Source organism: Nonomuraea sp. NEAU-A123, from assembly GCF_018603905.1.
Lineage (GTDB): Bacteria > Actinomycetota > Actinomycetes > Streptosporangiales > Streptosporangiaceae > Nonomuraea.
The window spans coordinates 291,850-313,927 of record NZ_JAHFZZ010000006.1; the positions used below are offsets into that span (position 1 = coordinate 291,850).

Annotated in this window: 25 protein-coding genes and 1 riboswitch; of the genes, 14 read left to right on the forward strand and 11 right to left on the reverse strand. The window is 69.0% G+C overall.

Annotation, left to right across the window (positions count from 1 at the left end):
- Window positions 1–2: 2 nt before the first annotated feature.
- Together KLK06_RS20480 and KLK06_RS20485 are read right to left on the reverse strand one after the other, a co-directional pair.
- On the reverse strand, window positions 3–389 hold the full coding sequence (locus KLK06_RS20480; protein WP_214637136.1) for a nuclear transport factor 2 family protein: 387 nt from the start codon (window positions 387–389) through the stop codon (window positions 3–5).
- 2 nt (window positions 390–391) lie between these two features.
- Window positions 392–1,204 carry an SDR family NAD(P)-dependent oxidoreductase gene (locus KLK06_RS20485; protein WP_214637137.1) on the reverse strand — a complete coding sequence of 271 codons (813 nt, stop codon included), beginning with the start codon at window positions 1,202–1,204 and terminating at the stop codon, window positions 392–394.
- A 67-nt stretch (window positions 1,205–1,271) separates the two neighbouring features.
- Between KLK06_RS20485 and KLK06_RS20490 the strand changes: the two genes are divergently transcribed.
- The gene (locus tag KLK06_RS20490) at window positions 1,272–1,700 is read left to right on the forward strand and encodes a MarR family winged helix-turn-helix transcriptional regulator (protein ID WP_214637139.1); all 429 of its coding nucleotides are present in this window, start codon (window positions 1,272–1,274) and stop codon (window positions 1,698–1,700) included.
- A gap of 28 nt (window positions 1,701–1,728) precedes the next feature.
- Here the strand turns inward: KLK06_RS20490 and KLK06_RS20495 are convergent, their stop codons facing one another.
- The gene (locus KLK06_RS20495) at window positions 1,729–2,409 is read right to left on the reverse strand and encodes a TetR/AcrR family transcriptional regulator (protein ID WP_250905732.1); all 681 of its coding nucleotides are present in this window, start codon (window positions 2,407–2,409) and stop codon (window positions 1,729–1,731) included.
- Window positions 2,410–2,578: 169 nt separating this feature from the next.
- On the opposite strand from KLK06_RS20495, the gene KLK06_RS20500 reads away from it, so the two are divergent.
- Window positions 2,579–3,235, forward strand: coding sequence for a CDGSH iron-sulfur domain-containing protein (locus KLK06_RS20500; protein WP_214637140.1), 657 nt, complete (start codon window positions 2,579–2,581; stop codon window positions 3,233–3,235).
- Window positions 3,236–3,290: 55 nt separating this feature from the next.
- On the forward strand, window positions 3,291–4,148 hold the full coding sequence (locus KLK06_RS20505) for an aldo/keto reductase (protein WP_214637141.1): 858 nt from the start codon (window positions 3,291–3,293) through the stop codon (window positions 4,146–4,148).
- 39 nt (window positions 4,149–4,187) lie between these two features.
- On the opposite strand, the gene KLK06_RS20510 is transcribed toward KLK06_RS20505, so the two are convergent.
- Window positions 4,188–4,724 carry a PadR family transcriptional regulator gene (locus KLK06_RS20510; RefSeq protein WP_214637142.1) on the reverse strand — a complete coding sequence of 179 codons (537 nt, stop codon included), beginning with the start codon at window positions 4,722–4,724 and terminating at the stop codon, window positions 4,188–4,190.
- Between the two features lie 56 nt (window positions 4,725–4,780).
- Between KLK06_RS20510 and KLK06_RS20515 the strand changes: the two genes are divergently transcribed.
- The 4 genes from KLK06_RS20515 (at window position 4,781) to KLK06_RS20530 (ending at window position 8,582) form a co-directional block, all read left to right on the forward strand.
- Entirely contained in the window at window positions 4,781–6,229 is a 1,449-nt protein-coding gene (locus KLK06_RS20515; RefSeq protein ID WP_308168356.1) for an MDR family MFS transporter, read from the forward strand.
- A 47-nt stretch (window positions 6,230–6,276) separates the two neighbouring features.
- Window positions 6,277–6,477, forward strand: coding sequence for a DUF5302 domain-containing protein (locus tag KLK06_RS20520; protein ID WP_214637144.1), 201 nt, complete (start codon window positions 6,277–6,279; stop codon window positions 6,475–6,477).
- Window positions 6,478–6,642: 165 nt separating this feature from the next.
- Window positions 6,643–6,780, forward strand: a riboswitch (cyclic di-AMP (ydaO/yuaA leader).
- Between the two features lie 190 nt (window positions 6,781–6,970).
- Window positions 6,971–7,687, forward strand: a complete 717-nt coding sequence (locus KLK06_RS62375) for a hypothetical protein (RefSeq protein WP_308168357.1) — start codon at window positions 6,971–6,973, stop codon at window positions 7,685–7,687.
- Window positions 7,688–7,736: 49 nt separating this feature from the next.
- On the forward strand, window positions 7,737–8,582 hold the full coding sequence (locus tag KLK06_RS20530) for an alpha/beta hydrolase (protein WP_308168358.1): 846 nt from the start codon (window positions 7,737–7,739) through the stop codon (window positions 8,580–8,582).
- Window positions 8,583–8,648: 66 nt separating this feature from the next.
- Here KLK06_RS20530 and KLK06_RS20535 read toward each other — a convergent pair whose 3' ends face one another.
- The 4 genes from KLK06_RS20535 to KLK06_RS20550 are packed head-to-tail and all read right to left on the reverse strand — an operon-like array spanning window position 8,649 to window position 10,810.
- A complete protein-coding gene (locus KLK06_RS20535) occupies window positions 8,649–9,020 on the reverse strand; it encodes a hypothetical protein (protein ID WP_214637145.1) in 372 nt (123 codons plus the stop codon).
- 18 nt (window positions 9,021–9,038) lie between these two features.
- Window positions 9,039–9,422 carry a roadblock/LC7 domain-containing protein gene (locus KLK06_RS20540; RefSeq protein ID WP_214637146.1) on the reverse strand — a complete coding sequence of 128 codons (384 nt, stop codon included), beginning with the start codon at window positions 9,420–9,422 and terminating at the stop codon, window positions 9,039–9,041.
- Window positions 9,423–9,451: 29 nt separating this feature from the next.
- On the reverse strand, window positions 9,452–10,429 hold the full coding sequence (locus tag KLK06_RS20545; RefSeq protein WP_214637147.1) for a hypothetical protein: 978 nt from the start codon (window positions 10,427–10,429) through the stop codon (window positions 9,452–9,454).
- A 3-nt stretch (window positions 10,430–10,432) separates the two neighbouring features.
- On the reverse strand, window positions 10,433–10,810 hold the full coding sequence (locus KLK06_RS20550; RefSeq protein ID WP_214637148.1) for a roadblock/LC7 domain-containing protein: 378 nt from the start codon (window positions 10,808–10,810) through the stop codon (window positions 10,433–10,435).
- Window positions 10,811–11,029: 219 nt separating this feature from the next.
- Here KLK06_RS20550 and KLK06_RS20555 point away from each other — a divergent pair, with 219 nt between their 5' ends.
- Window positions 11,030–11,632 carry an NAD(P)-dependent oxidoreductase gene (locus KLK06_RS20555; protein WP_214637149.1) on the forward strand — a complete coding sequence of 201 codons (603 nt, stop codon included), beginning with the start codon at window positions 11,030–11,032 and terminating at the stop codon, window positions 11,630–11,632.
- Here the strand turns inward: KLK06_RS20555 and KLK06_RS20560 are convergent.
- Window positions 11,626–12,861, reverse strand: coding sequence for a DUF4032 domain-containing protein (locus KLK06_RS20560; protein WP_214637150.1), 1,236 nt, complete (start codon window positions 12,859–12,861; stop codon window positions 11,626–11,628). The genes KLK06_RS20555 and KLK06_RS20560 overlap by 7 nt on opposite strands.
- 23 nt (window positions 12,862–12,884) lie before the next feature.
- Between KLK06_RS20560 and KLK06_RS20565 the strand changes: the two genes are divergently transcribed.
- Complete coding sequence (locus tag KLK06_RS20565; protein WP_214637151.1) at window positions 12,885–14,453, forward strand: DUF885 domain-containing protein; 1,569 nt, start codon at window positions 12,885–12,887, stop codon at window positions 14,451–14,453.
- A gap of 18 nt (window positions 14,454–14,471) precedes the next feature.
- Here KLK06_RS20565 and KLK06_RS20570 read toward each other — a convergent pair whose 3' ends face one another.
- Window positions 14,472–15,110 (reverse strand): class II aldolase/adducin family protein, encoded by a 639-nt coding sequence (locus KLK06_RS20570; RefSeq protein WP_214637152.1) that lies wholly within the window; start codon window positions 15,108–15,110, stop codon window positions 14,472–14,474.
- Window positions 15,111–15,219: 109 nt separating this feature from the next.
- Between KLK06_RS20570 and KLK06_RS20575 the strand changes: the two genes are divergently transcribed.
- The gene (locus KLK06_RS20575; protein WP_214637153.1) at window positions 15,220–16,248 is read left to right on the forward strand and encodes a saccharopine dehydrogenase NADP-binding domain-containing protein; all 1,029 of its coding nucleotides are present in this window, start codon (window positions 15,220–15,222) and stop codon (window positions 16,246–16,248) included.
- A 273-nt stretch (window positions 16,249–16,521) separates the two neighbouring features.
- Here the strand turns inward: KLK06_RS20575 and KLK06_RS20580 are convergent, their stop codons facing one another.
- A complete protein-coding gene (locus KLK06_RS20580) occupies window positions 16,522–17,106 on the reverse strand; it encodes a TetR/AcrR family transcriptional regulator (protein WP_214637154.1) in 585 nt (194 codons plus the stop codon).
- 70 nt (window positions 17,107–17,176) lie between these two features.
- On the opposite strand from KLK06_RS20580, the gene KLK06_RS20585 reads away from it, so the two are divergent.
- The 4 genes from KLK06_RS20585 (at window position 17,177) to KLK06_RS20600 (ending at window position 22,077) form a co-directional block, all read left to right on the forward strand.
- Window positions 17,177–18,178: a carbohydrate kinase family protein gene (locus KLK06_RS20585; RefSeq protein ID WP_214637155.1), complete on the forward strand. Its 1,002-nt coding sequence runs from the start codon at window positions 17,177–17,179 to the stop codon at window positions 18,176–18,178.
- 89 nt (window positions 18,179–18,267) lie between these two features.
- Window positions 18,268–19,482, forward strand: a complete 1,215-nt coding sequence (locus KLK06_RS20590; protein ID WP_214637156.1) for an aminotransferase class III-fold pyridoxal phosphate-dependent enzyme — start codon at window positions 18,268–18,270, stop codon at window positions 19,480–19,482.
- A 231-nt stretch (window positions 19,483–19,713) separates the two neighbouring features.
- Complete coding sequence (ngcE, locus tag KLK06_RS20595) at window positions 19,714–21,159, forward strand: N-acetylglucosamine/diacetylchitobiose ABC transporter substrate-binding protein (protein WP_214637157.1); 1,446 nt, start codon at window positions 19,714–19,716, stop codon at window positions 21,157–21,159.
- A 3-nt stretch (window positions 21,160–21,162) separates the two neighbouring features.
- The gene (locus KLK06_RS20600) at window positions 21,163–22,077 is read left to right on the forward strand and encodes a carbohydrate ABC transporter permease (RefSeq protein WP_214637158.1); all 915 of its coding nucleotides are present in this window, start codon (window positions 21,163–21,165) and stop codon (window positions 22,075–22,077) included.
- The last annotated feature ends 1 nt before the right edge of the window (window position 22,078 follow it).

Genomic DNA, 22,078 nt, shown 5'->3' on the forward strand with positions numbered 1-22,078 from the left:
TCTCAGGGGCGTGCTGGTGGGGCGGCGATCGGGCTGTAGTGGAGGCCCGCCAGCAGGCGCCGATCCCCGTCCCTGACCGTGATCTGCGTGACGCGGAAGCGCCCGTCGGCCGGTGTGCCCTGGTAGGAGGCCCGCTGCGTCAGCACGCCGATCGCCACGGCCGTCTCGCCGTATTCCCGCACGGTGACGTCCGTCCAGCTCATCTCGTGCGTGACCATGGCGCCCTCGCGGTAGCGCGACACCCACTGGTCCTTGACGAGTACGAAGCCGAGCGGCCCCACGAGCGTGAAGTCGGGAACGGCGAGCGCGTCGAGGGCTGCGGCGTCGCCGCGGCGCTCCGCCTCCATCCACTGCCTGCCGAGTTCGTCGAGCTGCTGGTCGATGGTCATGATCAGGCCTCCTGCCGTTCCATGGGTTGGCCCGGGCGGTACACGCGCGGCGGCTTGCTGCCCGCCGCCTGCCCGCCGTCGCTGGGCAGTGTCACTCCGGTGATGAACGACGACTGGTCGGAGCAGAGCCACACGACGGCGGCGGCCACCTCGTCGGAGCGGCCGATGCGCCGCATGGGCGTCGACAGCCCCGCCAGGCGCTGCGCCTCCGCGCCCGCCGCCTCCAGGTGGTGGGTGAGGATCGGCCCGGGGGCGACCACGTTGACGCGGATGCCCTGGTCGGCGTAGTCGAGCGCGGCCACCTTCGTCAGCCCGATGATCCCGGCCTTGCCCGCCACATACGCGGACAGGCCGGAGTGGCCCTGGATCCCGGCGAGCGAGGCCATGTTGACGATCGAGCCGCCGCCTGAGGCGAGCATGGCGGGAATCTGGTACTTCATGCCGAGAAAGGTGCCGCGCACGTTCGTGCGGATGCCCTGGTCGAACTCGTCCGGATCGATGTCGGCCAGCGGCGCGGGCATCGGCCCGTCGGTGGCGTTGTTGAAGGCCGCGTCCAGCCGGCCGAAGGTGTCCAGCGCCTGCCGCACGAACCGCTCGTTCGACGCCACGTCACCGACATCGAGGGGTACGCCGATCGCCTGCCCGCCGTCGAAGCGTATGTCCGCGGCGACCTGCTCCACTGCCTGCTTGTCGCGGGCCCCGAGCACCACGGCGGCGCCCGCCCGGGCCAGAGCCTGAGCCGTGACGGCGCCGATGCCGCGGCTGGCTCCCGCCACGACCGCGACCTTGCCATTGAGCCAAGAGTTTGGTTGCATGCCACCGACGATAGATATCGAAGCATTAGATGTCAAACGATTAGATGGCACTGCTAAACTCGGCGGCATGACGCCACCCTTTCGGACACCGATCGGCCTGCTGCTCACCAATACCGCCAGGGCAGCGAGCCGAGCCTTCGACGACGCGCTCGCCGCCGTCGGCGGGTCGGCGCCGATCTGGCAGATCCTCATCTCGATCAAGTCCCGGCAACTGGGCAACCAGCGCGAGCTCGCCGAGGCGGTGGGCATCCAGGGGGCGACGCTGACCCACCACCTCAACGCGATGGAGAGCGGCGGGCTGCTGACCCGCCGCCGGGACCCCGCCAACCGGCGCGTCCACGTCGTGGAGCTGACCGAGGAAGGGGAGCGGCTGTTCCACCGGTTGCGCGAGGTGGCGGTCGCCTTCGACGCGCGCCTGCGGGCCGGGCTCAGCGAGGAGCAGATCGCCGCGTTCGAACAGGTCCTGACCCAGTTGGCGAAGAACGTCCGCGACTGAGGGGTAGGGCCCCGGAGAACATCCGCGACTAGGCGGGCAGGGCGCCGTCTTCGCAGAGCTGGGCGCGCAGGGTGTCCTGGCTCCACCGCTCCCAGCGATCGGGCGACCAGCCGCGTTCCTGTACGAACTGCAGGTAGAGCTCGGGGCTGAGCAGGCTGTAGAGCAGATCCGCCGCGTACTCGGGTGAGACGCCCGGCCGCGCGCCCGGCTTGGCCATCATCGACTCGGCCGCCGTCCACTGGACGGTGTACTGGGGGTCGCTGTCCCGCGGCCAGAGCATGGCCACCTCGGGGTCCATCGCGGCGGCGGCGTTCAGCACCTTGATGATGGACGCGACGCGGTCGAGGATCAGTCGCAACCCGTGGACATGCGCCCGCAGGTGGGCAGCGGCGGTCTCGGTGGCCATCGCCTCGCGGAACCAGGGCAGGTCCATGACCGCCGAAGACTGTTCGTCGCCGGTGATCGTCGCCTCGACCAGGGCCTTGAGCAGCGAATGCTTGTTGCCGAAGGAGAAGCAGACGGTCCGCGTGGCCACCCCGGCCCGGGCGGCCACGTCCTGGAGGCTCGTCGGGCCGTAGCCCTGCGCGACGAACAGCTCCCTGGCGGCCTCAAGGATGCGGCGGCGCGTCTCCTGGGCCTTCTGGGAGCGCTTGCCGTCCCGCCTGACCCCGATCACGGCTCTGGCCCGACCCGGGTCACGGGAGCTCAACTCCAGCGTCGAGCAGGCGGCGGGCCGGGAGTCCGCCTCGGCCGATCGAGGCGACGCCCGGGGTGAATGGCCAGGTCAGCGTCACAGGCCAAGCGTATCCGGCGGGTTTCGGCTGATCCCCGTCGGGAAACACTGGTCACGGCCCCCCGCCCGCATGAGGTGGAGAGGTATGCGCATCGAGGTAACGCCCGACGGTCCCTACGTGGTGACCGGGTCGGTCCCCATGGCCAGGCAGTCCATCGGCGCCGACGCCAGGGGCCAGTCGATGGACTGGGACCAGGGTGAGGATTATCCGGCTGCGGAGTCGTACAAACTGTGCCGTTGCGGCCACTCGGCGAACAAGCCCTACTGCGACGGCAGCCACGAGCGCGTACGGTTCGACGGCACGGAGACCGCGTCGCGGCGGTCGTACCAGGGACAGGCGGAGGAGCAGGCCGGGCCTGAACTGACGCTCACCGACGCGCCCGCCTTCTGTGCGTTCGCCCGGTTCTGCGATGCCGACGGACAGGTGTGGAAGCTCGTCGAGATCCCCGGACAGGCCGACGTGGTCGCGCGCGAGGCCGCGCGCTGCCCGTCGGGACGGCTCGTCGCCTGGGAGTCCCGCTCGCCGATCGAGCCAGAGCTGCCGCCGTCCATCGGCATCGTCGAGGACCCGGTGGCGGGCGTCGGCGGGCCGATCTGGGTACGCGGGGGGATTTCGGTGACCTCGGCCGACGGCCGCGACTACGAGGTACGCAACCGGGTCACGCTCTGCAGGTGCGGCCGTTCGCGTAACAAGCCGTTCTGCGATGGCTCGCACGTGACCATCCGTTTCACCGGCACCTGACGGGGGAGAGTGCCCCCGCTGGGACGTCATCTCCGCACTTGAGGAGGATAGGGGCATGAATACGCGACTTATCGGTCAGACCCATGTCGGCGCCATCGGGCTCGGCGCCATGCCCATGTCCGTACACGGGCACATGCCCGACGAAGCACAGTCGATCAGGACCATCCACGCGGCGCTCGACGCCGGAGTCACCCTCATCGACACGGCCGACGCCTACACGCCGTCGTCCGACCAGGTGGGTCACAACGAGCGGATCGTGGCCAAGGCCCTGGCGAGCTGGACCGGCGACACCAGCGGGGTGCTCGTGGCCACCAAGGGGGGCCACACCCGTACGGCGGACGGCGGCTGGCAGGTCAACGGCCGGCCCGACTACCTGGCCGAGGCGTGCGACCGCTCCTTGAAGGCGCTGGGGGTGGAGGCGATCGGGCTCTATCAGCACCACCGGCCCGACCCCGCCGTGCCGTACGAGGAGACGATCGGCGGCCTGCGCGACCTGCTCGACGCCGGGAAGATCCTGATGGCGGGCATCTCCAACGCGAACCCGGAGCAGATCCGGCTCGCCCACGAGATCCTCGGCGGGCGGCTGGCCAGTGTGCAGAACCAGTACTCGCCGCGGTTCCGGTCCAGCGAGCCGGAGATCGACGTGTGTGAGGAGCTGGGGCTGGCGTTCCTGCCGTGGTCGCCGCTGGGCGGCATCAGCTCGGCGTCGGAGCTCGGCGGGCAGCATGCGGGGTTCGCCAGGGTGGCGGCGGAGCGGGGCGTGTCTCCGCAGCAGGTCTGCCTCGCCTGGGAGCTGGCGCGCAGCCCGGTGGTGATCCCCATCCCCGGCGCCAGCAGGCCGGAGACCATCGTGAACTCGGCCGCCGCGACCGACCTCGTCCTCACCGCCGACGAGCTGGCCCTTCTCGCCTGACCACCGCTGATAGACGTCGGACGCGCCCCGGTGCGGCGATCAGTCGCGTCCGACGGCATCGTCAACCGCGGCCGCGTCCGGCCCGCGTAGCTCGGCCAGGGTCTCGTCGGCCCAGGCGAGCGACGCATGGCCCTGGGCGAGACCCAGGCGGAGCGCGTACCTGCCGAACCTCGAGGTGTCCCTGGGTTTGCACTCCAGGACGGCCAGCCGCTCCGCGAACTGCGCCCGGATCCGCTCGACCACCACGATCGCCGACTCCCGGTCGAGCAGCGGCAGCAGGAACGCCTGGAGCGCCGCCTCGCTGCGCGGCGCGGAGGTCGGCTCGCGCTCGACCAGCCAGGAGCGGAGCCGGCTCGCGCCCTCAGGCGTGATCGCGTAGAGCTTCCGCCCGCGTGCCCCCTCCGACTCGACCGCCACCAGCCCGTCGGCGGCCATCTTCACCAGCTCCGGGTAGATCTGTGTGTGCCCGGCCTGCCAGACGTGATTGAGCGACCGCTCGAATGATTTCGCCAGGTCGTAGCCGCTGGCCGGCCCCGTGGCGTCGAGGAGCCCGAGCAGCGCGATCCGTAGGGACATGTAAGTGAGCATAGCGAAGTCTTGACATGTCACTCCTTACATGTCAATCTCCACATGTGAATACTGACACGAAGCGCGGAGGCGATGGCCTCCTGTTGGTCGCCGTGCTCGGCGGCATGTTCCTGGCGATGCTCGACCAGACCATCGTCGGCACGGCCCTGCCCCGGATCACCACGGAGCTGGGCGGCACCAATCTCTACACGTGGGTGGTCACGGCGTACCTGCTGACCTCGACCGTGACCGTGCCCCTCTATGGAAGGCTGTCGGACCAGCACGGCAGGAAGCCGCTGCTGCTCACCGGCATGACCGTGTTCCTCGTGGGGTCCGCGCTGTGCGGGGTGGCCCAGGACATGACCCAGCTCATCCTGTTCCGCGCGCTGCAGGGCCTGGGGGCGGGCGCGCTGCTGCCGCTGTCCATTGCCCTGGTGATCGAGCTGTTCCCGCCGGACAAGGGCGGGGCCCGGGTGCAGGGGGCGATGGGCGGGGTGATGGCGCTCAGCTACCTCGCCGGGCCGTTCCTGGGCGGGCTTTTCACCGACCACGCGAGCTGGCGCTGGGCCTTCTACGTGAACGTGCCGATCGGCCTGGTGCTGATCGGGATCATCGTGCTGCGCCTGCCGCGGCAGCCGGGGCATGGTGGCGGGCGGCCGGACTACCTGGGCATCGGGGTGTTCACGGTGGCCATCAGCGCGCTGCTCATCGGCCTGACCGAGAAGGGGCTCGACGCCCACACCTGGACCAGCGTGCCGGTGGTCGGGCCGATCGTGCTGGCTCTGGCGTTGCTGGTGGTGTTCGTGTTGGTGGAGAGGCGGGCCGAGGCGCCCATCATGCCGTTGCACCTGTTCCGCAACCGTACGTACACGCTGGTCAATGTGACGTCGTTCTTCACCGCCTTCTGCATGTTCGCCGGAGTGGTGTTCCTGCCGCGCTACTTCCAGGAGGCGCTCGGCGCCTCCGCGACCGAGTCGGGGCTGCGGATCTACCCGCTGACCCTGGCCATGGTGGTGGGCAGCATCCTCATGGGCGCGCTGATGAGCCGGACGCGCGTCTACAAGCCGTGGCTGGTGGGGGCGCCGTTCCTGCTGGCCGTGGGCGCGCTGCTGTGCTCCGGCCTGACGCTGGACACGCCGCCCTGGGTGCTCGTCGGGTGGATGGCGCTGATCGGCCTCGGCATGGGCCCGATGCTCTCCGGCCTGACCGTGGCGGTGCAGTCCTCGGTGCCGCCCCAGTACATCGGCACGGCCTCGGCCAACCTGACGTTCTTCCGCCAGATCGGCGGCTCGGTCGCGCTGGCGCTGGCCGGCACCGCCTACACCTCCGAGATCACCAGCGAGGCGCCGCTGCACGGGCTGGCCGCCGCGCACGCTTCGGCCGCGGCCCTGGTCATTCCCTCGCTGGGCGTCGCGGGCGCCCTCGTGGCGCTGGTCGCCCTGATCGCCATGCCCGGCGCGCGCCTCGACCGGGAGACTCCACAGGCCAAGGTCGAGGCTGGTTTCGCGTCCTGAGCGCCGTCATGCGAAGCTGTCCTTGTCCCCAACACCAGGAGGTCCTCATGGCGGAAACACCGGAGCCGGAAGTCGACGAAACTCCCGAGGACGAGATGAAGCGCAAGTTCCGCGAGGCGCTCGAGCGCAAGCGCGGGCAGCACGCCGACTCGAGCGCGGGTGGCAGGGGCAATGACCCTTCCAAGATTCACGGCGCTCACGGGCCCGCCGCCAGCAAGCGTTCTTTCAGGCGGAAGAGCGGCGGTTGACAAGGGCTTTTCGGGGGGTACGGCATGCCGTACCCCCCTTTTTCTTGACCCTCCTAGGTAGATCTTCGCCCGATTCATGGGCTTAAGTTTGCCTTTGTCCGATTATCTCCATATAGTCCATGGAAGTTACCAGCCGGTGACCTGGCACTTCAGCCGAGAGGTGTCGACCGGCAGGCGCCGAATCCCGCTCAGGCGAGAACCGGGGAACCACCGTTCCTTAGGGGTGAATCCGACCATCGGTCGGTAGGGCATCTCCACGCCCGAACCCGTCAGCTAACCCGGTAGGCGAGATGGAGAGGACACCTACCGCATGCGTAACCCCCGTGCCGTGCCGCCCGCCCGCGTGTTGTCATCCGCCGACGACTGACCGGCACCTTCCCCCAAGCTCTTAGCGCGCTCCGCGTAGCGACCGTTTGGCATTCCGCCCGGCTACGCCCCTCCTTTGGCGAGCGCTCTCCTCCCCCTGTACCCGTATAAAGGACTTCGCTACTTCATGACTGTTCGCTCTGCCATGTTCACTGCCGCCCTCGTCGGCGCTCTGTCCATCGGTGCCGCAACGGCCGCGCACGCCGACACCGGCACTGACAAGAAGGTCCTGCTCAAGGGCTCGACCACGGCGTCCTACTTCTGGGACGACTCCTCCGGCCGCGCCGGGGACACCGGCTTGCCGGCCAGCGGCAAGCCCATGCAGAAGCGTCTCGCCGCGAGCCCGAGCTGGCCGCTCATGACAGAGGGCTACGTTGTCTACAAGGGCAAGAAGATGCCCTTCTTCGTCGGTGACCGCGGTCCGGGCACGCCGTCCTCCAGCGGCGTCATGCTCGACCTCGACGCCAAGACCTTCGCCGACCTGACCGGTGGCCGCTTCAACTCCAGCACGCTGGGTGTGGACGGCAACGGTGGCGAGGGCCACATCAAGGTCGACTACATCATCACCAAGTGGGGCAAGGGCCCGGGCAAGAAGAACTACCCGGTCGCTTACTCGACCGGCGCCTACGCCCGCGTGGACCACAACCCCGCCAAGCCCCCGCAGGTCGCGGCGCCGAAGGCGGCCCCCAAGCCCGCTCCGGGCGCCAACGTGCCCGCGGTGCCGGTGGCCGGCAAGAAGGTCGCCGAGTCGAGCGACGCTCTCAACGGCGCCGCAGTGGGGGCCGGGCTGGCGATCATCGGTGGCGGCGTGACGGTCGGTCGCAAGCTCCTCCTCCAGCGCTGACGGTCTGTCGGTCTTTGCTTCGAGGGAAACAGAATGTCATTCTGATCCCGTGACCAAGCATGCAGTCGCCAACGGCATCCAGATCGCCTACGAGAGCTTCGGCTCATCCGACGGACGTCCCCTGCTCCTCATCATGGGGCTCGGCGCCCAGCTCATCCACTGGGACGACGAGCTCTGCGAGCTCCTGGCGGAGCAGGGCCATCACGTCGTCAGATTCGACAACCGTGACTCCGGACTCTCCACGCATCTGCACGACGAGGGCGTTCCCGCATTGGGGACGTCCTCGTCGTATTTGCTGGACGACATGGCCGACGACGCCGCCGGGCTGATGGACGCTCTCGGCTGGATCGCCGCCCATGTGGTGGGCGCCTCGATGGGCGGGATGATCGCTCAGACGCTCGCCATCCGGCACCCCGAACGCGTGCTGACCCTCACCTCGATCATGTCGACCCCCGGCCCGAACGTGGCCCCGCCCACACCTGAGGCCAGCGCGGTGCTGCTCGCACCGCCCGCGCCCGATCGGGCGAGCGTCCTCGCCCAGGCGGTGGAGACCTGGTCCGTGATCGGCTCGCCCGGCTTCGACCTGGACCGGGAACGCATCGTCCGGATGTCCGGCCAGGCGTACGACCGGAGCTTCGACCCGCCGGGCACGACCCGGCAACTGGCCGCGATCCTGGCCTCCGGTGACCGCACGGAACAACTCGGCAGGCTGGGCGTGCCCGCCCTGGTCATCCACGGCGAGGCCGACCTGCTCGTCCCGGTCGCCGGCGGCCTGGCCACGGCGGCGGCGATCCCGGGCGCCAGGCTGCTGACGTTCCCCGGCATGGGCCACGACCTGCCCAAACCGCTCTGGCCGGAGATCGTCGACGCCATCACCAAGCTCACCACCGGGTGACGTGCCGGAGATCGCCGGAGGCGGTGGCTCGCGTCCGCCGCGCCCGTACGCGAGCCACCGGGTCTCTCAGACCTCCAGCTTCTCCTCGATGCCGCGTAGCTGGTGCCTGGCCATCGCGAGGTTGGCCCGTGCCCGGTCCAGGGCGAGATAGAGGAACAGCCCCTTGCCGCCGCGACCGGTGATCGGCCGGATGATGTGGTACTGGCCGCCGAGCGTGATCAGGATGTCCTCGATGGATTCCTTGAGCCCCAGCGAGTCCATCGTGCGCAGCTTGGCCTTGACCACTTCCGTGTTACCCGCCGCCGCGACCTGGAGATCCAGGTCCTTCGAACCGCCGAGCGCGCCCAGCGCCATGCCGCTGCCGTGGTCGACGATCGCCGCTCCGATCGAGCCGTCGATCGTCATCATCTCCTTGAGAGAGACGTCCATGCTGGCCATGCCTTCCTCCGTTCAAGGTCAGTGAATCCGTGCTGCGATGGCGGCCACACTGGCCGCCGTCTTGCGCCCCTCCAGCCGGAGCAGCCCGAGATTGGTGCCGGGCTCAGCCAGGACTGTGAGGACGATGGTGGGGCCCGCCGCGTAGAAGGCGGCGAAGCCGGCGGTGCCGGAGATGAGCGTCTCCTCCAGTACGCCCTGGCACGTCATGATCGTCATTCGCCTGCTCAGCGCGAGCAACGCCGCCGACAGCGCGGCGGTCTGCTCGCTGCTGCCGTTGGCTTTGCCGCCGCTGTCGCAGGCGATGGTCAGGCCGTCGACCGTGCAGGCGACGCTCCCGCTGATGTCCGGGGTGCGCTCGCGCAGGAGAACCATCTCCCTCAGCACCTGTTCACACAGCTTCACCGGTGGCCTCCTTTGCGGGCGGAGGAACCTCATGACAGCTCCTCCAGTGCCTTCTTCAGGCGCATCAGCAGGGCCAGGTCCGTGGGGTCCGCCGAGATCGGCGGGCCGAGCGGCAGGCCCCGGGCGGCGGAATCGTGTGCCGGCCGCTGGTCGGCCGCGCCAGGCACCCGCCGCGGCAGCACGCCCTGCCGGTCCCCGACGGCTTGCCCCGCGCCCTCTCCTGCGGCCTGCGGCGCGCCGTCTTTGGTGGCTTCTGTCGCGTCGTCCGTGGCGGTGGGCGCCGGGCCGCCTGCCGCGTGCCGTGCCGTGCCTTCCTTGGTGGCCCGCGTGGTGGTCGCGCCCTTGGCGTGGGTGGGGGCGGTCTCTGCGGGGGGTGCCAGCAGCCCGGCCGCGGCCATCCGCCGTACGGCCAGCAGCACCGAATAGCCGGACCGGCCGAGCCGTTTGGCCAGGTCAAGCGGTGTCGCCTCGGCATCGGCCCCGGTGACGACCTCCCACTGGACCGAGTCCAGCATCACCCCGTTCCCCGGCAGCCGCGGCAGCGGCCGTACCGGAGCCGTGTCCAGCAGGGCGGACGGCCAGATCTGCGCGAGATAGGCCCGGCGGCGCGCGCACTCGCGCATCAGCCCCGCCACGTCGAAGTACCACTGCCCGCCCAGCCAGTGCTGCTCGCCGGGCCGGAACTTCGGCCGGTTCCCGCCGACCGGCAGCAGGAAGAACGCGGCGTCCAGGACCGCCCCGAGCACGCAGTACTGCAGTTCGCCCAGCGTGACGGGCCCTTCTTCCAGCAGCCGCCGGCAGCCCCCGTCGGCCTGCAACCGGCGCAGCGCGGCCTCCGGCAGCCGCCCCCGCGCCGCCAGCACGCGCTCGACGCCGGGCGTGTGGGCGCACTCCATGTACGTGACGCGGCCCTCGCTGAGGAAGATCGTCCCGGCCCGGCCCACACGGAGGGCGCCCGTGGAGCGTTCACGGGCGAGACCGGCCAGGAGTGTGTCCAGCGGTGCCATGGTTCAGGTCAGCAACTGGCTGGAGATGGCTTGCAGGCGATAGCGCGCCAGGGCGAGGTTCGACCGTTCCAAGTCGAGGCGCAGGTAAATGATGAGAGGCCCCTCGAATACTGTTTCCAGCATTCTGAGTAAATGGTGGCCTTTGTCGGTAGTGACCAGCATGTCGTCAATGCGGACCGTCTCGCCGGGGCAGGAGCGGGCCAGGCCGTCCATCGTCGCGCGCAGCGTCTCGGTCAGGGCGGCGGCGGAGCTCTCTGCGTCCACACCCTGCGGCGGGCCGCTGATGGCCACGGCCATGCCGCTCGTCTGGTCGAGGAGCATCGCGTCCAATGCCCCTGGTATCGCCATGACCTCGGTCAGGCAGTCGTCCAGTCCCAGCACGTGCACCCTCCCACGCCGTCGTGAGGACTGAGCCAGCGTAGGAGCGATGGATGGCAGCGTGGTGATCGCATAAAAGCGGGATATGTATGAAGTTGAAGATGTCTATGGCCAGGGTGGAGAAAAACCTAACCGCGACGGAGATTTTCCGAATTCACGGGTATTGCTCGCGACATTGAAGAATTTCGTTCACATTATCTGCGGCCGGATACTCTTGGAGACATGAAGATTCTTCTTTTTGGCGCGACCGGCATGGTCGGTCAGCGCATCGCCGCCGAACTCGCGAACCATGGCCACGAGGTGACCGGTGTCAGCAGGTCGGGGCCGGTCAAGGGAGACGTGCGCGACACCGCCACCCTCGCCCGCGGCCACGACGTGGTGATCTCCGCGATCGCTCCGCCCCGCGACGGGAGCGAGCCCGAGGAGCCGTTCCTCGACGTCCACCGCGCCCTCATCGACGGCGTCCGCGCCGCCGGGGTCCGGCGGCTCATCGTCGTCGGCGGCGCTGGCAGCCTTCAGGTGGCGCCCGATCTCGACCTGGTCGACGCGCCCGGGTTCCCGGAGATCTACAAGAAGGAGGCGCTGGCGCAGCGGGCCGCCCTGCGTCTCTACCGCGAGGTCGACGACCTCGACTGGACGTACGTCTCCCCGGCCGCCGAGATCGCGCCCGGTGAGCGTACCGGCCACTACCGGGTCGGCGGCGACCAGCTCCTCGCGGACGCCGAGGGCAACAGCCGCATCTCCGCCGAGGACTACGCGGTCGCGATCGCCGACGAGGTGGACAAGGGTGAGCACCCGCGCCGGCGGATCACGGTCGCCTACTGAAGCTCGGCGGACTCCTCGGAGAGGCCGCCCGGCTCCTCGGGCAGGAGCGCCTTCTCATCGGGTTTGTGGACGAGCACCTTGTCCACGTACGACTTCACCGCGGCCGCGATGCCGACATCGGCCCCGGCCGCCTCCGACAGGTACCACCGGTGGTCCAGCACCTCGTGGAACAGCTGCGCGGGCTCCAGCTTCCCGCGCAGCCGGGCCGGAATGCCCTCCACCGTCGGCTGGAACACCTCGGCCAGCCACCGGTGCGCCACGATGGCCTCGTCCTCGTGCCGCAGGCCCTTGGCGACCCGGAACCCGTCGAGGTCGTTCAGCAGCCGCCTGGCCTGGTTCTCCTCGACGTCGAGCCCGGTGAGCCGGAGCAGCCGCCGCTGGTGGTGTCCCGAGTCGACGACCTTGGGCCGCACGATGAGCCGCCCGGTGCCGACCTTGCGGCGGACCATCATCTCGGCCACGTCGAAGCCCAGCAGGTTGAGCCGCCTGATCCGCTGCTCCACCCGGTGCCAGTCGACCTCCTCGATGATCTCGTCCTGCGTGATCTCGTTCCACAGCCGGTGGTAACGGGTCACGATGTCTTCGGCGGTGTCCATCGGGTCGATCGACGGGTGCAGCAGCTCGCCGGCCTCCAGGTCGAGCATCTCGCCGAAGATGTTCGTGTGCGCGGCGTCGATGTCGGCGAGTCGCTGGCCCTCACTGATCATCGGGTGCATCTCGCCGGTCTCCGCGTCCACGAGGTAGGCGGCGAACGCGCCCGCGTCCCTGCGGAACAGCGTGTTCGACAGCGAGCAGTCGCCCCAGAAGAAGCCGGTCAGGTGCAGCCGCACCAGCAGCACGGCCAGCGCGTCCAGCAGCCGGGTGAGCGTGTCGGGCCGCAGCGTCCCCGACATGACCGCGCGGTACGGGAGCGAGAACTGCAGGTGCCGGGTGATCAGCGCCGCGTCGAGGTCCTCGTCCCGGCCGGTGACGTAGGCGATCGGCTCGACCGACGGCGCATCGAGCCTGGCCAGGTCCCACAGCAGTTGGTACTCCCGCTTGGCGTACCGCTCGCTGATCTCCTTGATCGCGTACACCTTGCCGGACAGCCTGACGAACCGCACCACGTGCCGCGAGATACCGCGCGGGAGATCGACCAGATGATGCGACGGCCAGTCGGCGAGAGGGACATCCCATGGCAGGCGGATCAGGTCGGGGTCACCGAGCGCGCCGGTGATCTGAAGGGGCATAAAGCCCAGGATATTGTGCGAACGTGGACGAGTTTCTCAAGTGGTACTTTTCCGGCCGTCCCGTCGTCGCCAGCTACCTGGGAGCCGACGGCTACGATCACACGCTCGGCGACTTCACCGCCGCCGCCTTCGCCGCCCGCGAGCGGGAAGAGGTCCTCTGGCTGGACCGGCTCTCCAGGCTGGAGACCGCCACGCCGGACGACGCCATCGACAGGGATCTCGTCCTGTCGCAGCTGAGGGGCTCCATCGCCCTGGCATCCTGGCCGGACTGGCGGCGCGACCCGGCCGCCTACCTGTCGGCGATCTTCACCTCCATGTTCACGCCGTTCCAGCAGCGGCTCAAGCCCGAGCCCGAGCTGGTGTCCGCCGCCGTCTCCCGCCTGGCCGAGGTGCCGGACGTGCTGGCCGCCTGCCGTACCAACCTCGACGCCGATCTCGCCGCGCCGCTGCTGGTCCAGCGCGGGCTCGGACAGGCGCGCACCGGACGCAACTTCCTCACCAGAACCGTCCCGTCGATGGTGACGGACCCCGACCTGCGCACGAAGCTCGCGGACGCCGCCGAACCGGCCGCCGCCGCGTTCGACGCGTTCGTCACCTTCCTCGAGGGATTCGAGTGCGGCGGCACCTGGCGGATGGGTGAGCCGCTCTACTCCACGCTGCTGCGCGAGCGCGAGCTGCTCGGGTACGGCGCCGCCGAGCTGCACCGCAAGGGCGAGGCGGCCTGGGCGTCGCTGGACACGCGGATGCGCGAGGTCACCATGAGGCTCAACGGCACCGAGGACTGGCGGGCCGCGATGGAGTCCCTGATGGACGACCATCCCGCCACGCTGGCCGACATGCGGGCCGAGTACGAGGCCGAGACCCGGCGGGCCCGCGAGTTCGTCAGGGAGCGCGACCTGGTCACCTTCGCCGAGGGGGAGGAGTGCCTCGTGCTGCCCTCGGCCGAATACACCAGGCCGATCCTCGCCGTCGCCCACTACCTGGCGCCGCCGCCGCTGAGCAGCTCGCGCACCGGCGTGTTCTTCGTGCCGTACACGCCCGACGACTTCACCGAGGAGCAGGTACGCCAGCGCCTGCGGACGAACTCGCGGGCCCAGATGCCGTCGATCGCCGTCCACGAGGCCTACCCCGGCCACCACTGGCACCTGTCGCACATGGCGAGCAACACCCGGACCGTGCGCAACGTGTTCCGCACCCCGTACTTCACCGAGGGCTGGGCCCTCTACGTCGAGAAGCTGCTGCACGAGCAGGGCTACTTCGACACGCTCGCCACCGAGCTGGCGCACCTGGACTGCCGCATCTTCCGCGCGGCCCGCATCGTGGTGGACACGGCGCTGCACTGCGAGGACATGTCGATCGAGGAGGCGGAGACGTTCATGGCGACGAAGGCGTCGCTGTCTCCCGGGACGGCCCAGGGGGAGGTCAGCCGGTACTGCGCCTGGCCCACGCAGGCGCCGTCGTACCTGACGGGGGCGATCGAGATCGACCGGATCAGGGAGTCGTACGAGGGGCCGCTGAAGTCGTTCCACGACAAGATCGCGGGCTCGGGCGGGCTGCCACTGGGACTGGCTGAACAGGCGGCACACCTGTAGTTCATTGCGGCCGGCTCGTCAGGGCGTGCGGCGGGGGAAGGCCGGGGGGTTGAGCGCGCGGTCTACCACGGCCGCGAGCTGCTCGTCGGTCAGGATCGTGGGCTTGCCGACGCTCAGCCCCCGCACATACACCTCACACAGCCATTCCAGCAGGCGGGTGGCCTCGAAGGCCTGTTCCAGCGTGGCGCCGATGGTGACGCCGCCGTGGTTGGCCATGAGCGCCGCCTGCCTGCCCTCCAGCGCCGCCCGTACGTTGGCCGCCAGCTCCGGCGTCCCGTACGTCGCGTACTCGGCCACCCGCACCACCCCGCCCAGCAGCAGCGCGTTGTAGTGGACCGCCGGCAGCTCGGTCATCGTGGTGGCCACCACCGTCCCGAACACCGAGTGCGTGTGGACGATGGCCTGCGCGGCGGTGGTCTCGTAGACGGCCAGGTGCATCGGCGTCTCCGAGGACGGCTGCAGGTCGCCTTCGATCAGGTAGCCCTCGATGTCCACGATCGGGCACATCTCCGGCGTCAGCCGGTCGAGCGCGACTCCGGACGGCGTGACCGCGACCAGTTCGCCCTGACGGACGCTCAGGTTGCCCGACGTGCCGATGACCAGGCCTTGCTCGACGGCTCTCCGTCCGTACTCGCACAGCTGCTCGCGGGGGCTCATGGCGGGCAATGTAGTCGGTCGTCCGAATTGCGGCAATGCCATTGACGGCAGCGAGCCCTGAACCTATGTTCGAAATGTTGCATACCCCCGGTATGGAAGAGAGCTGGTCATGAAGGCACCGCTCATCGCCGTCTACGGAGCAAACGGGCACACCGGCCGCCTGGTCGCCACCGAGCTCCTCTCGCGAGGCCAGGAGATCGTGCTGGCCGGGCGCAACGCGGAGGCCCTGCGCTCGCTCGCGGACGAACTGAACGCACCAGATCAGGTACGGACCCATCCGGCCGCCCTCGACGACCCGCCGGCCCTGCGCGAGCTGGCCGAGAGCGCCGCCGTGCTGATCCACTGCGCCGGGCCGTTCACCCGGACCTGCGAGCCGATCGCCACCGCGGCCGTAGCGGCAGGCTGCCACTACATCGACCACGCCATCGAGCCGCATCCGGTGAAGTACCTGTTCGACAGCATGCAGGCCCCGGCCCAGCAGGCCGGGATCGTGATGATCCCGCAGCTGAGCTTCTACGGCGGCCTCGCCGACCTGCTCGCCGCCGCCGTGGCCGACGGGCTGCCCGGCGTCGACCGGGTGACGGTCGGCTACTCGGTGACAGGCTGGCGGATGACCCCCGCGGCCGTGAAGACCGCCGAACTGCTGATCGGCGAGATCGACCGCGTGACGTACGCCGACGGCGCCCAGCGGGTCGGCCCCGTGGAGATCCGCAACACGGTCTTCCCGTTCCCGCCGCCGCTCGGACCGCGCACGATGATCGCCCCCTTCCCCTCGGGCGAGGTGGTCACGATCCCGCGGCACGTCCCCGCCAGGATGGTGGAGTCGCAGCTCACGGCCAGCACGTTCGAGGAGGAGCAGATCTTCACCAGCCAGGACGCCACACCCGCCGACCGGGCCAGGACCAATTTCATGATCGCGGTCCAGATCACCTCACCGGGCGGCGGCGGGCGCAACGGTCACGTGCGGGGGAGCGACATCTGGTGGGTCGGCGCCCTGGCCTCGGTGGAGGCGGCGATCCGCCTGACAAGGGGCGAAGGCCCACAGAAGACCGGCGTCCTCAGCACGGCGGAGGCATTCCCGGCCGAACCATTCCTCCGGCGAATGGAGGAACTGGGGGCATTCACGTTGCGCCTCTGACCGAGGACGAGGGGGAACCGGGTGACCGGGGCGCCTCTGATGGAGGGCAAGGGGCGTATAGGTGGCGGGGTGTCTCTGGCGGAGGGCGAGGGCTGAATCGGGTGACCGGGACGCCTCTGGCCGAGGATGAGGGACGAATCGGGTAACCAAGCGCCGTTGTGGCGGGACGTTGCGCCCGGTCAGCGGGCGTCTCCCTGGACAGACGCCCGCCACTTGCGGCGGTTGGCGGGTGGGGCGGCTTGCCGTACAGGATGGAAGATCTTTTGAAAGAGGTCACAGCCGGTCGAGGGCGGAGAGCATCAGGCGCTCCAGGTCCACGCGGGCCAGGCGGTCGGGATAGAGCAGCAAGTGCAGGCTGAGCCCGTCGACCAGCGCCAGGAGGCGCTCGGCGACGTCGTCGAGATTCTCGTCGGTGGCGAGCTCTCCCGCCGCCCGCGCCTCGCCGAGCAGCCGCCGCACGGCGGTGCGGAGCTCGGCGGCCTCGGCCCGCTGGACCTCGGCGAGGTGCTCCGAGGCCAGGCTGCGGCTCCAGAAGCTGACCTCCAGGCGCGTCTCCTGAGTACGTTCCGCGTCGAGGGGGAGGTTGTCCAGCAGCAGTTCGCGCAGTGCGGCCAGGCCGGTGGCGCCCTCGATCTTGCGCGTCAGCCGCTCGCGGATGCGCTGGTGCGACTGGCGCAGTGCCGACAGCAGGATCTCGTCCTTGTCGGCGAAGTAGTGCGCCAGCACGCCGTTGGAGTAGCCCGCCTCCTTGGCGATGGCGCGGGTCGTGGCGGCGTCGATGCCGTCCCTGACGATCACCCGGCGGGCGGCTGAGAGCACCTCGCGCCTGCGTTCGTCATGGTCAACGATCTTCGGCATCCGGCGGCCCCCTTCTGGTGGTGTTCCGAGCATATTGACTTTTTATTCGGACGTCTGTCTATTTAGACCCATGACCGTGCCAACCGTCGCCACTGTCGGCGTACACATCGTCGATATCCTCGCCAGGCCCGTCTCGTACATCCCGGAAGGGCAGGACACCGCCCTGGTGGACCAGATCCGGCTGACCGCCGCCGGGTCCGCGGCCGGGACAGCGGTCGACCTGGTCAAACTGGGCAACGAGGTCGTCTCCATGGGCGCGATCGGGGACGACGAACTCGGCGACTTCCTGGTGGCGGTGATGACCAAGCGCGGCGTGGACGTCTCCCGGCTCACCCGCAAGACCGGAGAACAGACGGCGGCGTCGATCCTCCCGATCCGCCCCGACGGCGGCCGCCCCAGCTTCCACGTCCCCGGCGCGAACCTCGGAGTCACGCCGTCGGACCTGGACGTGGCGCGGCTGCGTGAGGTTCGGGCCGTCCACCTGGGTGGGATGGACGTGACGTTCGGGCTGGGGGATCCGGCGTTCTTCGCGCTGCTGGACTCGCTCCGGGCGGACGGGGTGATCGTGACGATGGACCTGCTGTCCGAGATGCCGGACCTGCTGGGGATGGCACGGGCATTCCTCCCGCATGTGGACTATGTCCTCCCGAACGACTCCCAGGCCCTCCTCATGGCAGCCGGCCTCACCACCGGTGTGCCGGCGGGGGACGCTTCTGGCACCGATTCGCCAACCGGAGACTCCGCTGGCGGATCGCTCGCGGAGGTGTCGGCGGCGGCGGTGGCGTTGCTGGCGGAAGGGCCGCGAGGGGTGCTCGTCACCATGGGAGGTGCGGGGAGCCTGGTGGTGACCGAGGCGGGGATCGAGCAGGTGCCCGCGCTCAAGGTCGAGGTCAGCGACACGACCGGGTGCGGGGACGCGTACTGTGCCGGGTTCATCACCGGTCTGCTGCACGGGCAGGACGTACTGGTCGCCGCCCGCTGGGGCACGGCCGCCGCCGCCCGAGTCGCCACCGGGCTCGGTTCGGACGCCGGCCTCACCGACCTCGAATCCACCCTCGCCCTCCTGACGTGACCACAATGCCGACCGCGCTGAACCCCGGTCGTACCGGACTCCGGCCGCACTCAGTCCCGGCGTATTGAACTTGGAAAGAGGGATTTCAGATGACAGACGCTGAACTTCGTCAGCGGGCGTTGAAGGTCGTGCCCGGCGGTATGTACGGGCACCTCAACGCGGCGATCTTCGCCCCCGGATACCCGCAGTTCTTCGAGCGGGGCGAAGGCTGCCGGCAGTGGGATGTGGACGGCCGGGAGTACATCGACTTCATGTGTAGTTGGGGCCCGGTCGTGCTCGGGCACCGGCATCCGCGTGTGGAGGAGGCGGCCGCGCGGCAGCTCGCTCTCGGCGACTGCCTCAACGGGCCGGGCGCGGTCATGGTCGAGCTGGCCGAGCTGCTGGTCGACACCGTGCCCAGCGCCGACTGGGCGATGTTCTCCAAGAACGGCACCGACGCCACCACGCAGGCGCTCATGGTCGCCCGAGCCGCCACCGGCCGCACGAAGGTGCTGATGGCCCACGGCGCCTACCACGGAGCCGACCCCTGGTGCACCCCGTCGCTCGCCGGGACGACGCCGAACGAGCGGGCCGACCTGGTGGAGTTCGACTACAACTCGATCGAGTCGCTGGAGGCCGCGGCGGCCACGGTCGAGGGGGATGTCGCGGCGATCATCGTGACGCCGTTCAAACACGACTCCTTCGAGGATCAGGAACTGGTAGAGCCTGCTTTCGCGCGGGCCGCCCGGGCGCTGGCCGACCGGATCGGGGCCGCGCTGGTGATCGACGACGTGCGGGCGGGGTTCAGGATCGACTTGCGGGGCTCGTGGGAGCCCTATGGCGTACGGCCGGACCTGACGGCGTGGTCCAAGGCCATGGCGAACGGTTACCCGATAGCCGCCGTGACCGGCACGGACGCGTTGCGCGGGCCGGCGCAGTCGCTGTATTCGACGGGATCGTTCTGGTTCTCGGCCGTGGCGATGGCGGCGGCGAAGGCGACGATCGAGACGCTGCGCGACACCGAGGGCATCGCGACCATGGAGCGGGCCGGGACGCAGCTACGTGAGGGGCTGTATGGGCAGGCCAAGGCGCACGGGTTCGTGGTGAACCAGACCGGGCCCGTGACCATCCCGTGGCTGAGCTTCGACGGCGACGCCGACCTGTCGACCGCCCTGTACTGGAGTGACGCCTGCCTGCGGCACGGCGTGTACATCCACCCGTGGCACAACTGGTTCATGTCGGCGGCGCACACGGAGGAGGACGTGGCACGGGCCCTGGAGGGAACCGACCTGGCCTTCGCCGAGACCCGAGCCCACTTCGGCTGAAGTACGAGGTGAGTACGAGCAGATGAGCGAGGCGGGCACGAGTAGCTGAGTACGAGTACAGGCGCGGCTACGGGTGGCCGTTTGGGCGGCGGCCCTCTACTGTCCTTCATGTAGGACGATCGCGGCAAAAGTTACGTCTCGATTGCGCCCCTTGACGTGCGCGGGCGGCCGTTCGTACCTTCGGGCAAACGGTTAGGAAACTTTCCTAATCCGTCCTCTTCAGGAGCCCCCATGACCCACCCGGGAGAGATCACTCGTCGTCAGCTGCTGCGCCGAATCGGCCTGACCGCGTTCGTCGCCGGTCCCGGCGCGGGCCTGCTGAGCGCCTGCGCCACCAGCGGCGCCGGCGACGAGCCCGCCGCGACGCCGACCGGCTCGATCGGCGTCTCCGCCGACCCCAAGAACCCGTTCGGCGTCGACGCCAAGAAGCCGCTGGAGGTCACGATCTTCAGCGGCGGGTACGGCGACGCGTACGCCAAAGACCTGCACGAGGAGATGTACAAGAAGCGGTTCCCCGGAGCGACGGTCAAGCACAACGCGACCCAGCAGATCGGCACCCAGCTTCGCCCGCGCTTCGTCAGCGGCGATGTGCCCGATGTGGTCAACAACTCGGGCCCTGAGGCGCTCGACCTGGCCGCCATGGCCACCGAGGGCCAGCTTGCCGACCTGACCGCGCTGTTCGACGCGCCTTCGCTCGACGATCCGGCCAAGAAGGTCCGCGACACCGTGACGCCGGCCGTACTGGACAACGCGAAGATCGACGACAAGAACCTCGTCCTGAACTACACCGTCTCCCACCGCGCGCTCTGGTACAACGCGAAGCTCTTCGCCGACAAGGGGTGGACGCTCCCGAAGACGTGGGCGGAGTTCAAGGCGCTCGGCGAGACGGCGAAGCAGGAGGGCATCCTGCTGTTCGCCTATCCCGGGCAGAAGGGTCCGTACTACCAGCTCTGGAACGCTCTCTACACGGCCGCCAAGATCGGCGGCAACCAGGTCATCATCGACATCGACAACCTGGTCGACAACGCCTGGAACGCCGAGCCGATGAAGCAGTCGGTGACCGCCTGGGTGGAGATCCAGACGCTGTATGGCGATAAAGCGTACTTCGGTCTCGATCACACCCAGACCCAGGTCAAGCAGCTCCAGAACAAGCTGCTCTTCTACCCGGTCGGCTCGTGGATCGAGAACGAGATGGCCAAGGACAAGCCCAAGGACTTCGAGTACGCCATCGCCCCGGTTCCCGACGTCACCGCCGCCGACAAGATGCCGTACGGGGCCATCCAGGTGGGCGTCGGCGAGAACTTCTTCGTCTCCGCCAAAGGCAAGAACCCGCAGGGCGGCCTGGAATATCTCCGCATCATGCTGTCGAAGGAAGGCGCCAAAGGCTTCACCGAGAAGACGCTGAACCTCACCGTGGTCAACGGCGCGGCCGAAGGGCTGGACCTCACTCCGGGCCTCAAAAGCGCGGCCAAGGCGCAGGACACCGCCGGGCAGAACATCATCACCGACGCCCGTTTCGAGGGCTGGTACAAGGAACTGTTCGACTACGGCACCCAGCAGATCAACGTGGTCATGGCCGGGCGCATCACTCCCGAGAAGTTCTGCCAGAACATGCAGAAGAAGGCGGACGCCATCAAGAAGGACCCGTCCGTCTCCAAGCAGACGCGGGGCCAGTAACCCATGCAGCGGTTGCGCAAGTACGGGTTCGTCGCCGGGTTTCTCGCCGTTCCGGTCGCGCTCTACTCGGTGTTCGTGATCAGCCCTTACATCCAGGCGTTCCAGATCTCCCTGACGGACTGGAACGGCTACAAGTCGAGGCTGCACTACGTCGGGTTCGACAACTTCACCCGGCTGTTCGGGGACGAGGTCTTCTGGCGGGCCCTGCGCAATCACGGAATCCTGCTGCTCGTGCTGCCGCTCGTGACGGTGGTCATCGCGTTGTTCTTCGCGTTCCTGCTGAACCTGGGTGGTGGGTCGCGGGGCGCGGGAATGAAGGGTATTTGGGGGTCGAAGTTCTATCGGGTGGTGTTCTTCTTCCCCCAGGTGCTCGCCGTGGCCGTGGTCGGAGTGCTGTTCAAGGCCGTTTACCGGCCCGACGAGAGCGGTGTGATCAACGGAGCCCTGATCAAGCTGGGTTTCGATCCCGTCGGCTGGCTCATCGAACCGAACCTGGCCCTCTGGGCGATACTCGCGGTGATGATCTGGCAGGCCGTCGGTTTCTACGTGGTGCTCTTCTCGGCCGGAATGGCCGCCATCCCGAAGGACTACTTCGAGGCGGCGGCGCTCGACGGAGCGGGCCGGGTGCGGCTGTTCTTCTCGATAACGCTGCCGCTGCTGCGCGACACCATCCAGGTGGGCTGGGTGTATTTGGGGATCGCGGCGTTCGACGGGTTCGCGCTGATCCTGGTGCTCGCCGGGGACAAAGGAGAGCCCGACGGGGCCACGACCGTGTTGCCGGTGGAAATCTGGAAGACCGCGTTCACCTATTCCAAGGTCGGCTACGCCTCGGCTATGGGGGTCGTGCTGTTCTTTCTCACCGTGACGTTCGCGGTGCTGACCCTGCGCACCACGCGGCGGGAGAGGATCGAGCTCTGAC

Bases quoted from the DNA above. Each gene is read 5' to 3' on its own strand.
- KLK06_RS20480 (WP_214637136.1), bottom strand. From the start codon at position 389: ATGACCATCGACCAGCAGCTCGACGAACTCGGCAGGCAGTGGATGGAG.
- KLK06_RS20485 (WP_214637137.1), bottom strand. From the start codon at position 1,204: ATGCAACCAAACTCTTGGCTCAATGGCAAGGTCGCGGTCGTGGCGGGA.
- KLK06_RS20490 (WP_214637139.1), top strand. From the start codon at position 1,272: ATGACGCCACCCTTTCGGACACCGATCGGCCTGCTGCTCACCAATACC.
- KLK06_RS20500 (WP_214637140.1), top strand. From the start codon at position 2,579: ATGCGCATCGAGGTAACGCCCGACGGTCCCTACGTGGTGACCGGGTCG.
- KLK06_RS20505 (WP_214637141.1), top strand. From the start codon at position 3,291: ATGAATACGCGACTTATCGGTCAGACCCATGTCGGCGCCATCGGGCTC.
- KLK06_RS20510 (WP_214637142.1), bottom strand. From the start codon at position 4,724: ATGTCCCTACGGATCGCGCTGCTCGGGCTCCTCGACGCCACGGGGCCG.
- KLK06_RS20520 (WP_214637144.1), top strand. From the start codon at position 6,277: ATGGCGGAAACACCGGAGCCGGAAGTCGACGAAACTCCCGAGGACGAG.
- KLK06_RS62375 (WP_308168357.1), top strand. From the start codon at position 6,971: ATGACTGTTCGCTCTGCCATGTTCACTGCCGCCCTCGTCGGCGCTCTG.
- KLK06_RS20535 (WP_214637145.1), bottom strand. From the start codon at position 9,020: ATGGCCAGCATGGACGTCTCTCTCAAGGAGATGATGACGATCGACGGC.
- KLK06_RS20545 (WP_214637147.1), bottom strand. From the start codon at position 10,429: ATGGCACCGCTGGACACACTCCTGGCCGGTCTCGCCCGTGAACGCTCC.
- KLK06_RS20555 (WP_214637149.1), top strand. From the start codon at position 11,030: ATGAAGATTCTTCTTTTTGGCGCGACCGGCATGGTCGGTCAGCGCATC.
- KLK06_RS20560 (WP_214637150.1), bottom strand. From the start codon at position 12,861: ATGCCCCTTCAGATCACCGGCGCGCTCGGTGACCCCGACCTGATCCGC.
- KLK06_RS20570 (WP_214637152.1), bottom strand. From the start codon at position 15,110: ATGAGCCCCCGCGAGCAGCTGTGCGAGTACGGACGGAGAGCCGTCGAG.
- KLK06_RS20575 (WP_214637153.1), top strand. From the start codon at position 15,220: ATGAAGGCACCGCTCATCGCCGTCTACGGAGCAAACGGGCACACCGGC.
- KLK06_RS20580 (WP_214637154.1), bottom strand. From the start codon at position 17,106: ATGCCGAAGATCGTTGACCATGACGAACGCAGGCGCGAGGTGCTCTCA.
- KLK06_RS20585 (WP_214637155.1), top strand. From the start codon at position 17,177: ATGACCGTGCCAACCGTCGCCACTGTCGGCGTACACATCGTCGATATC.
- KLK06_RS20590 (WP_214637156.1), top strand. From the start codon at position 18,268: ATGACAGACGCTGAACTTCGTCAGCGGGCGTTGAAGGTCGTGCCCGGC.
- ngcE (WP_214637157.1), top strand. From the start codon at position 19,714: ATGACCCACCCGGGAGAGATCACTCGTCGTCAGCTGCTGCGCCGAATC.
- KLK06_RS20600 (WP_214637158.1), top strand. From the start codon at position 21,163: ATGCAGCGGTTGCGCAAGTACGGGTTCGTCGCCGGGTTTCTCGCCGTT.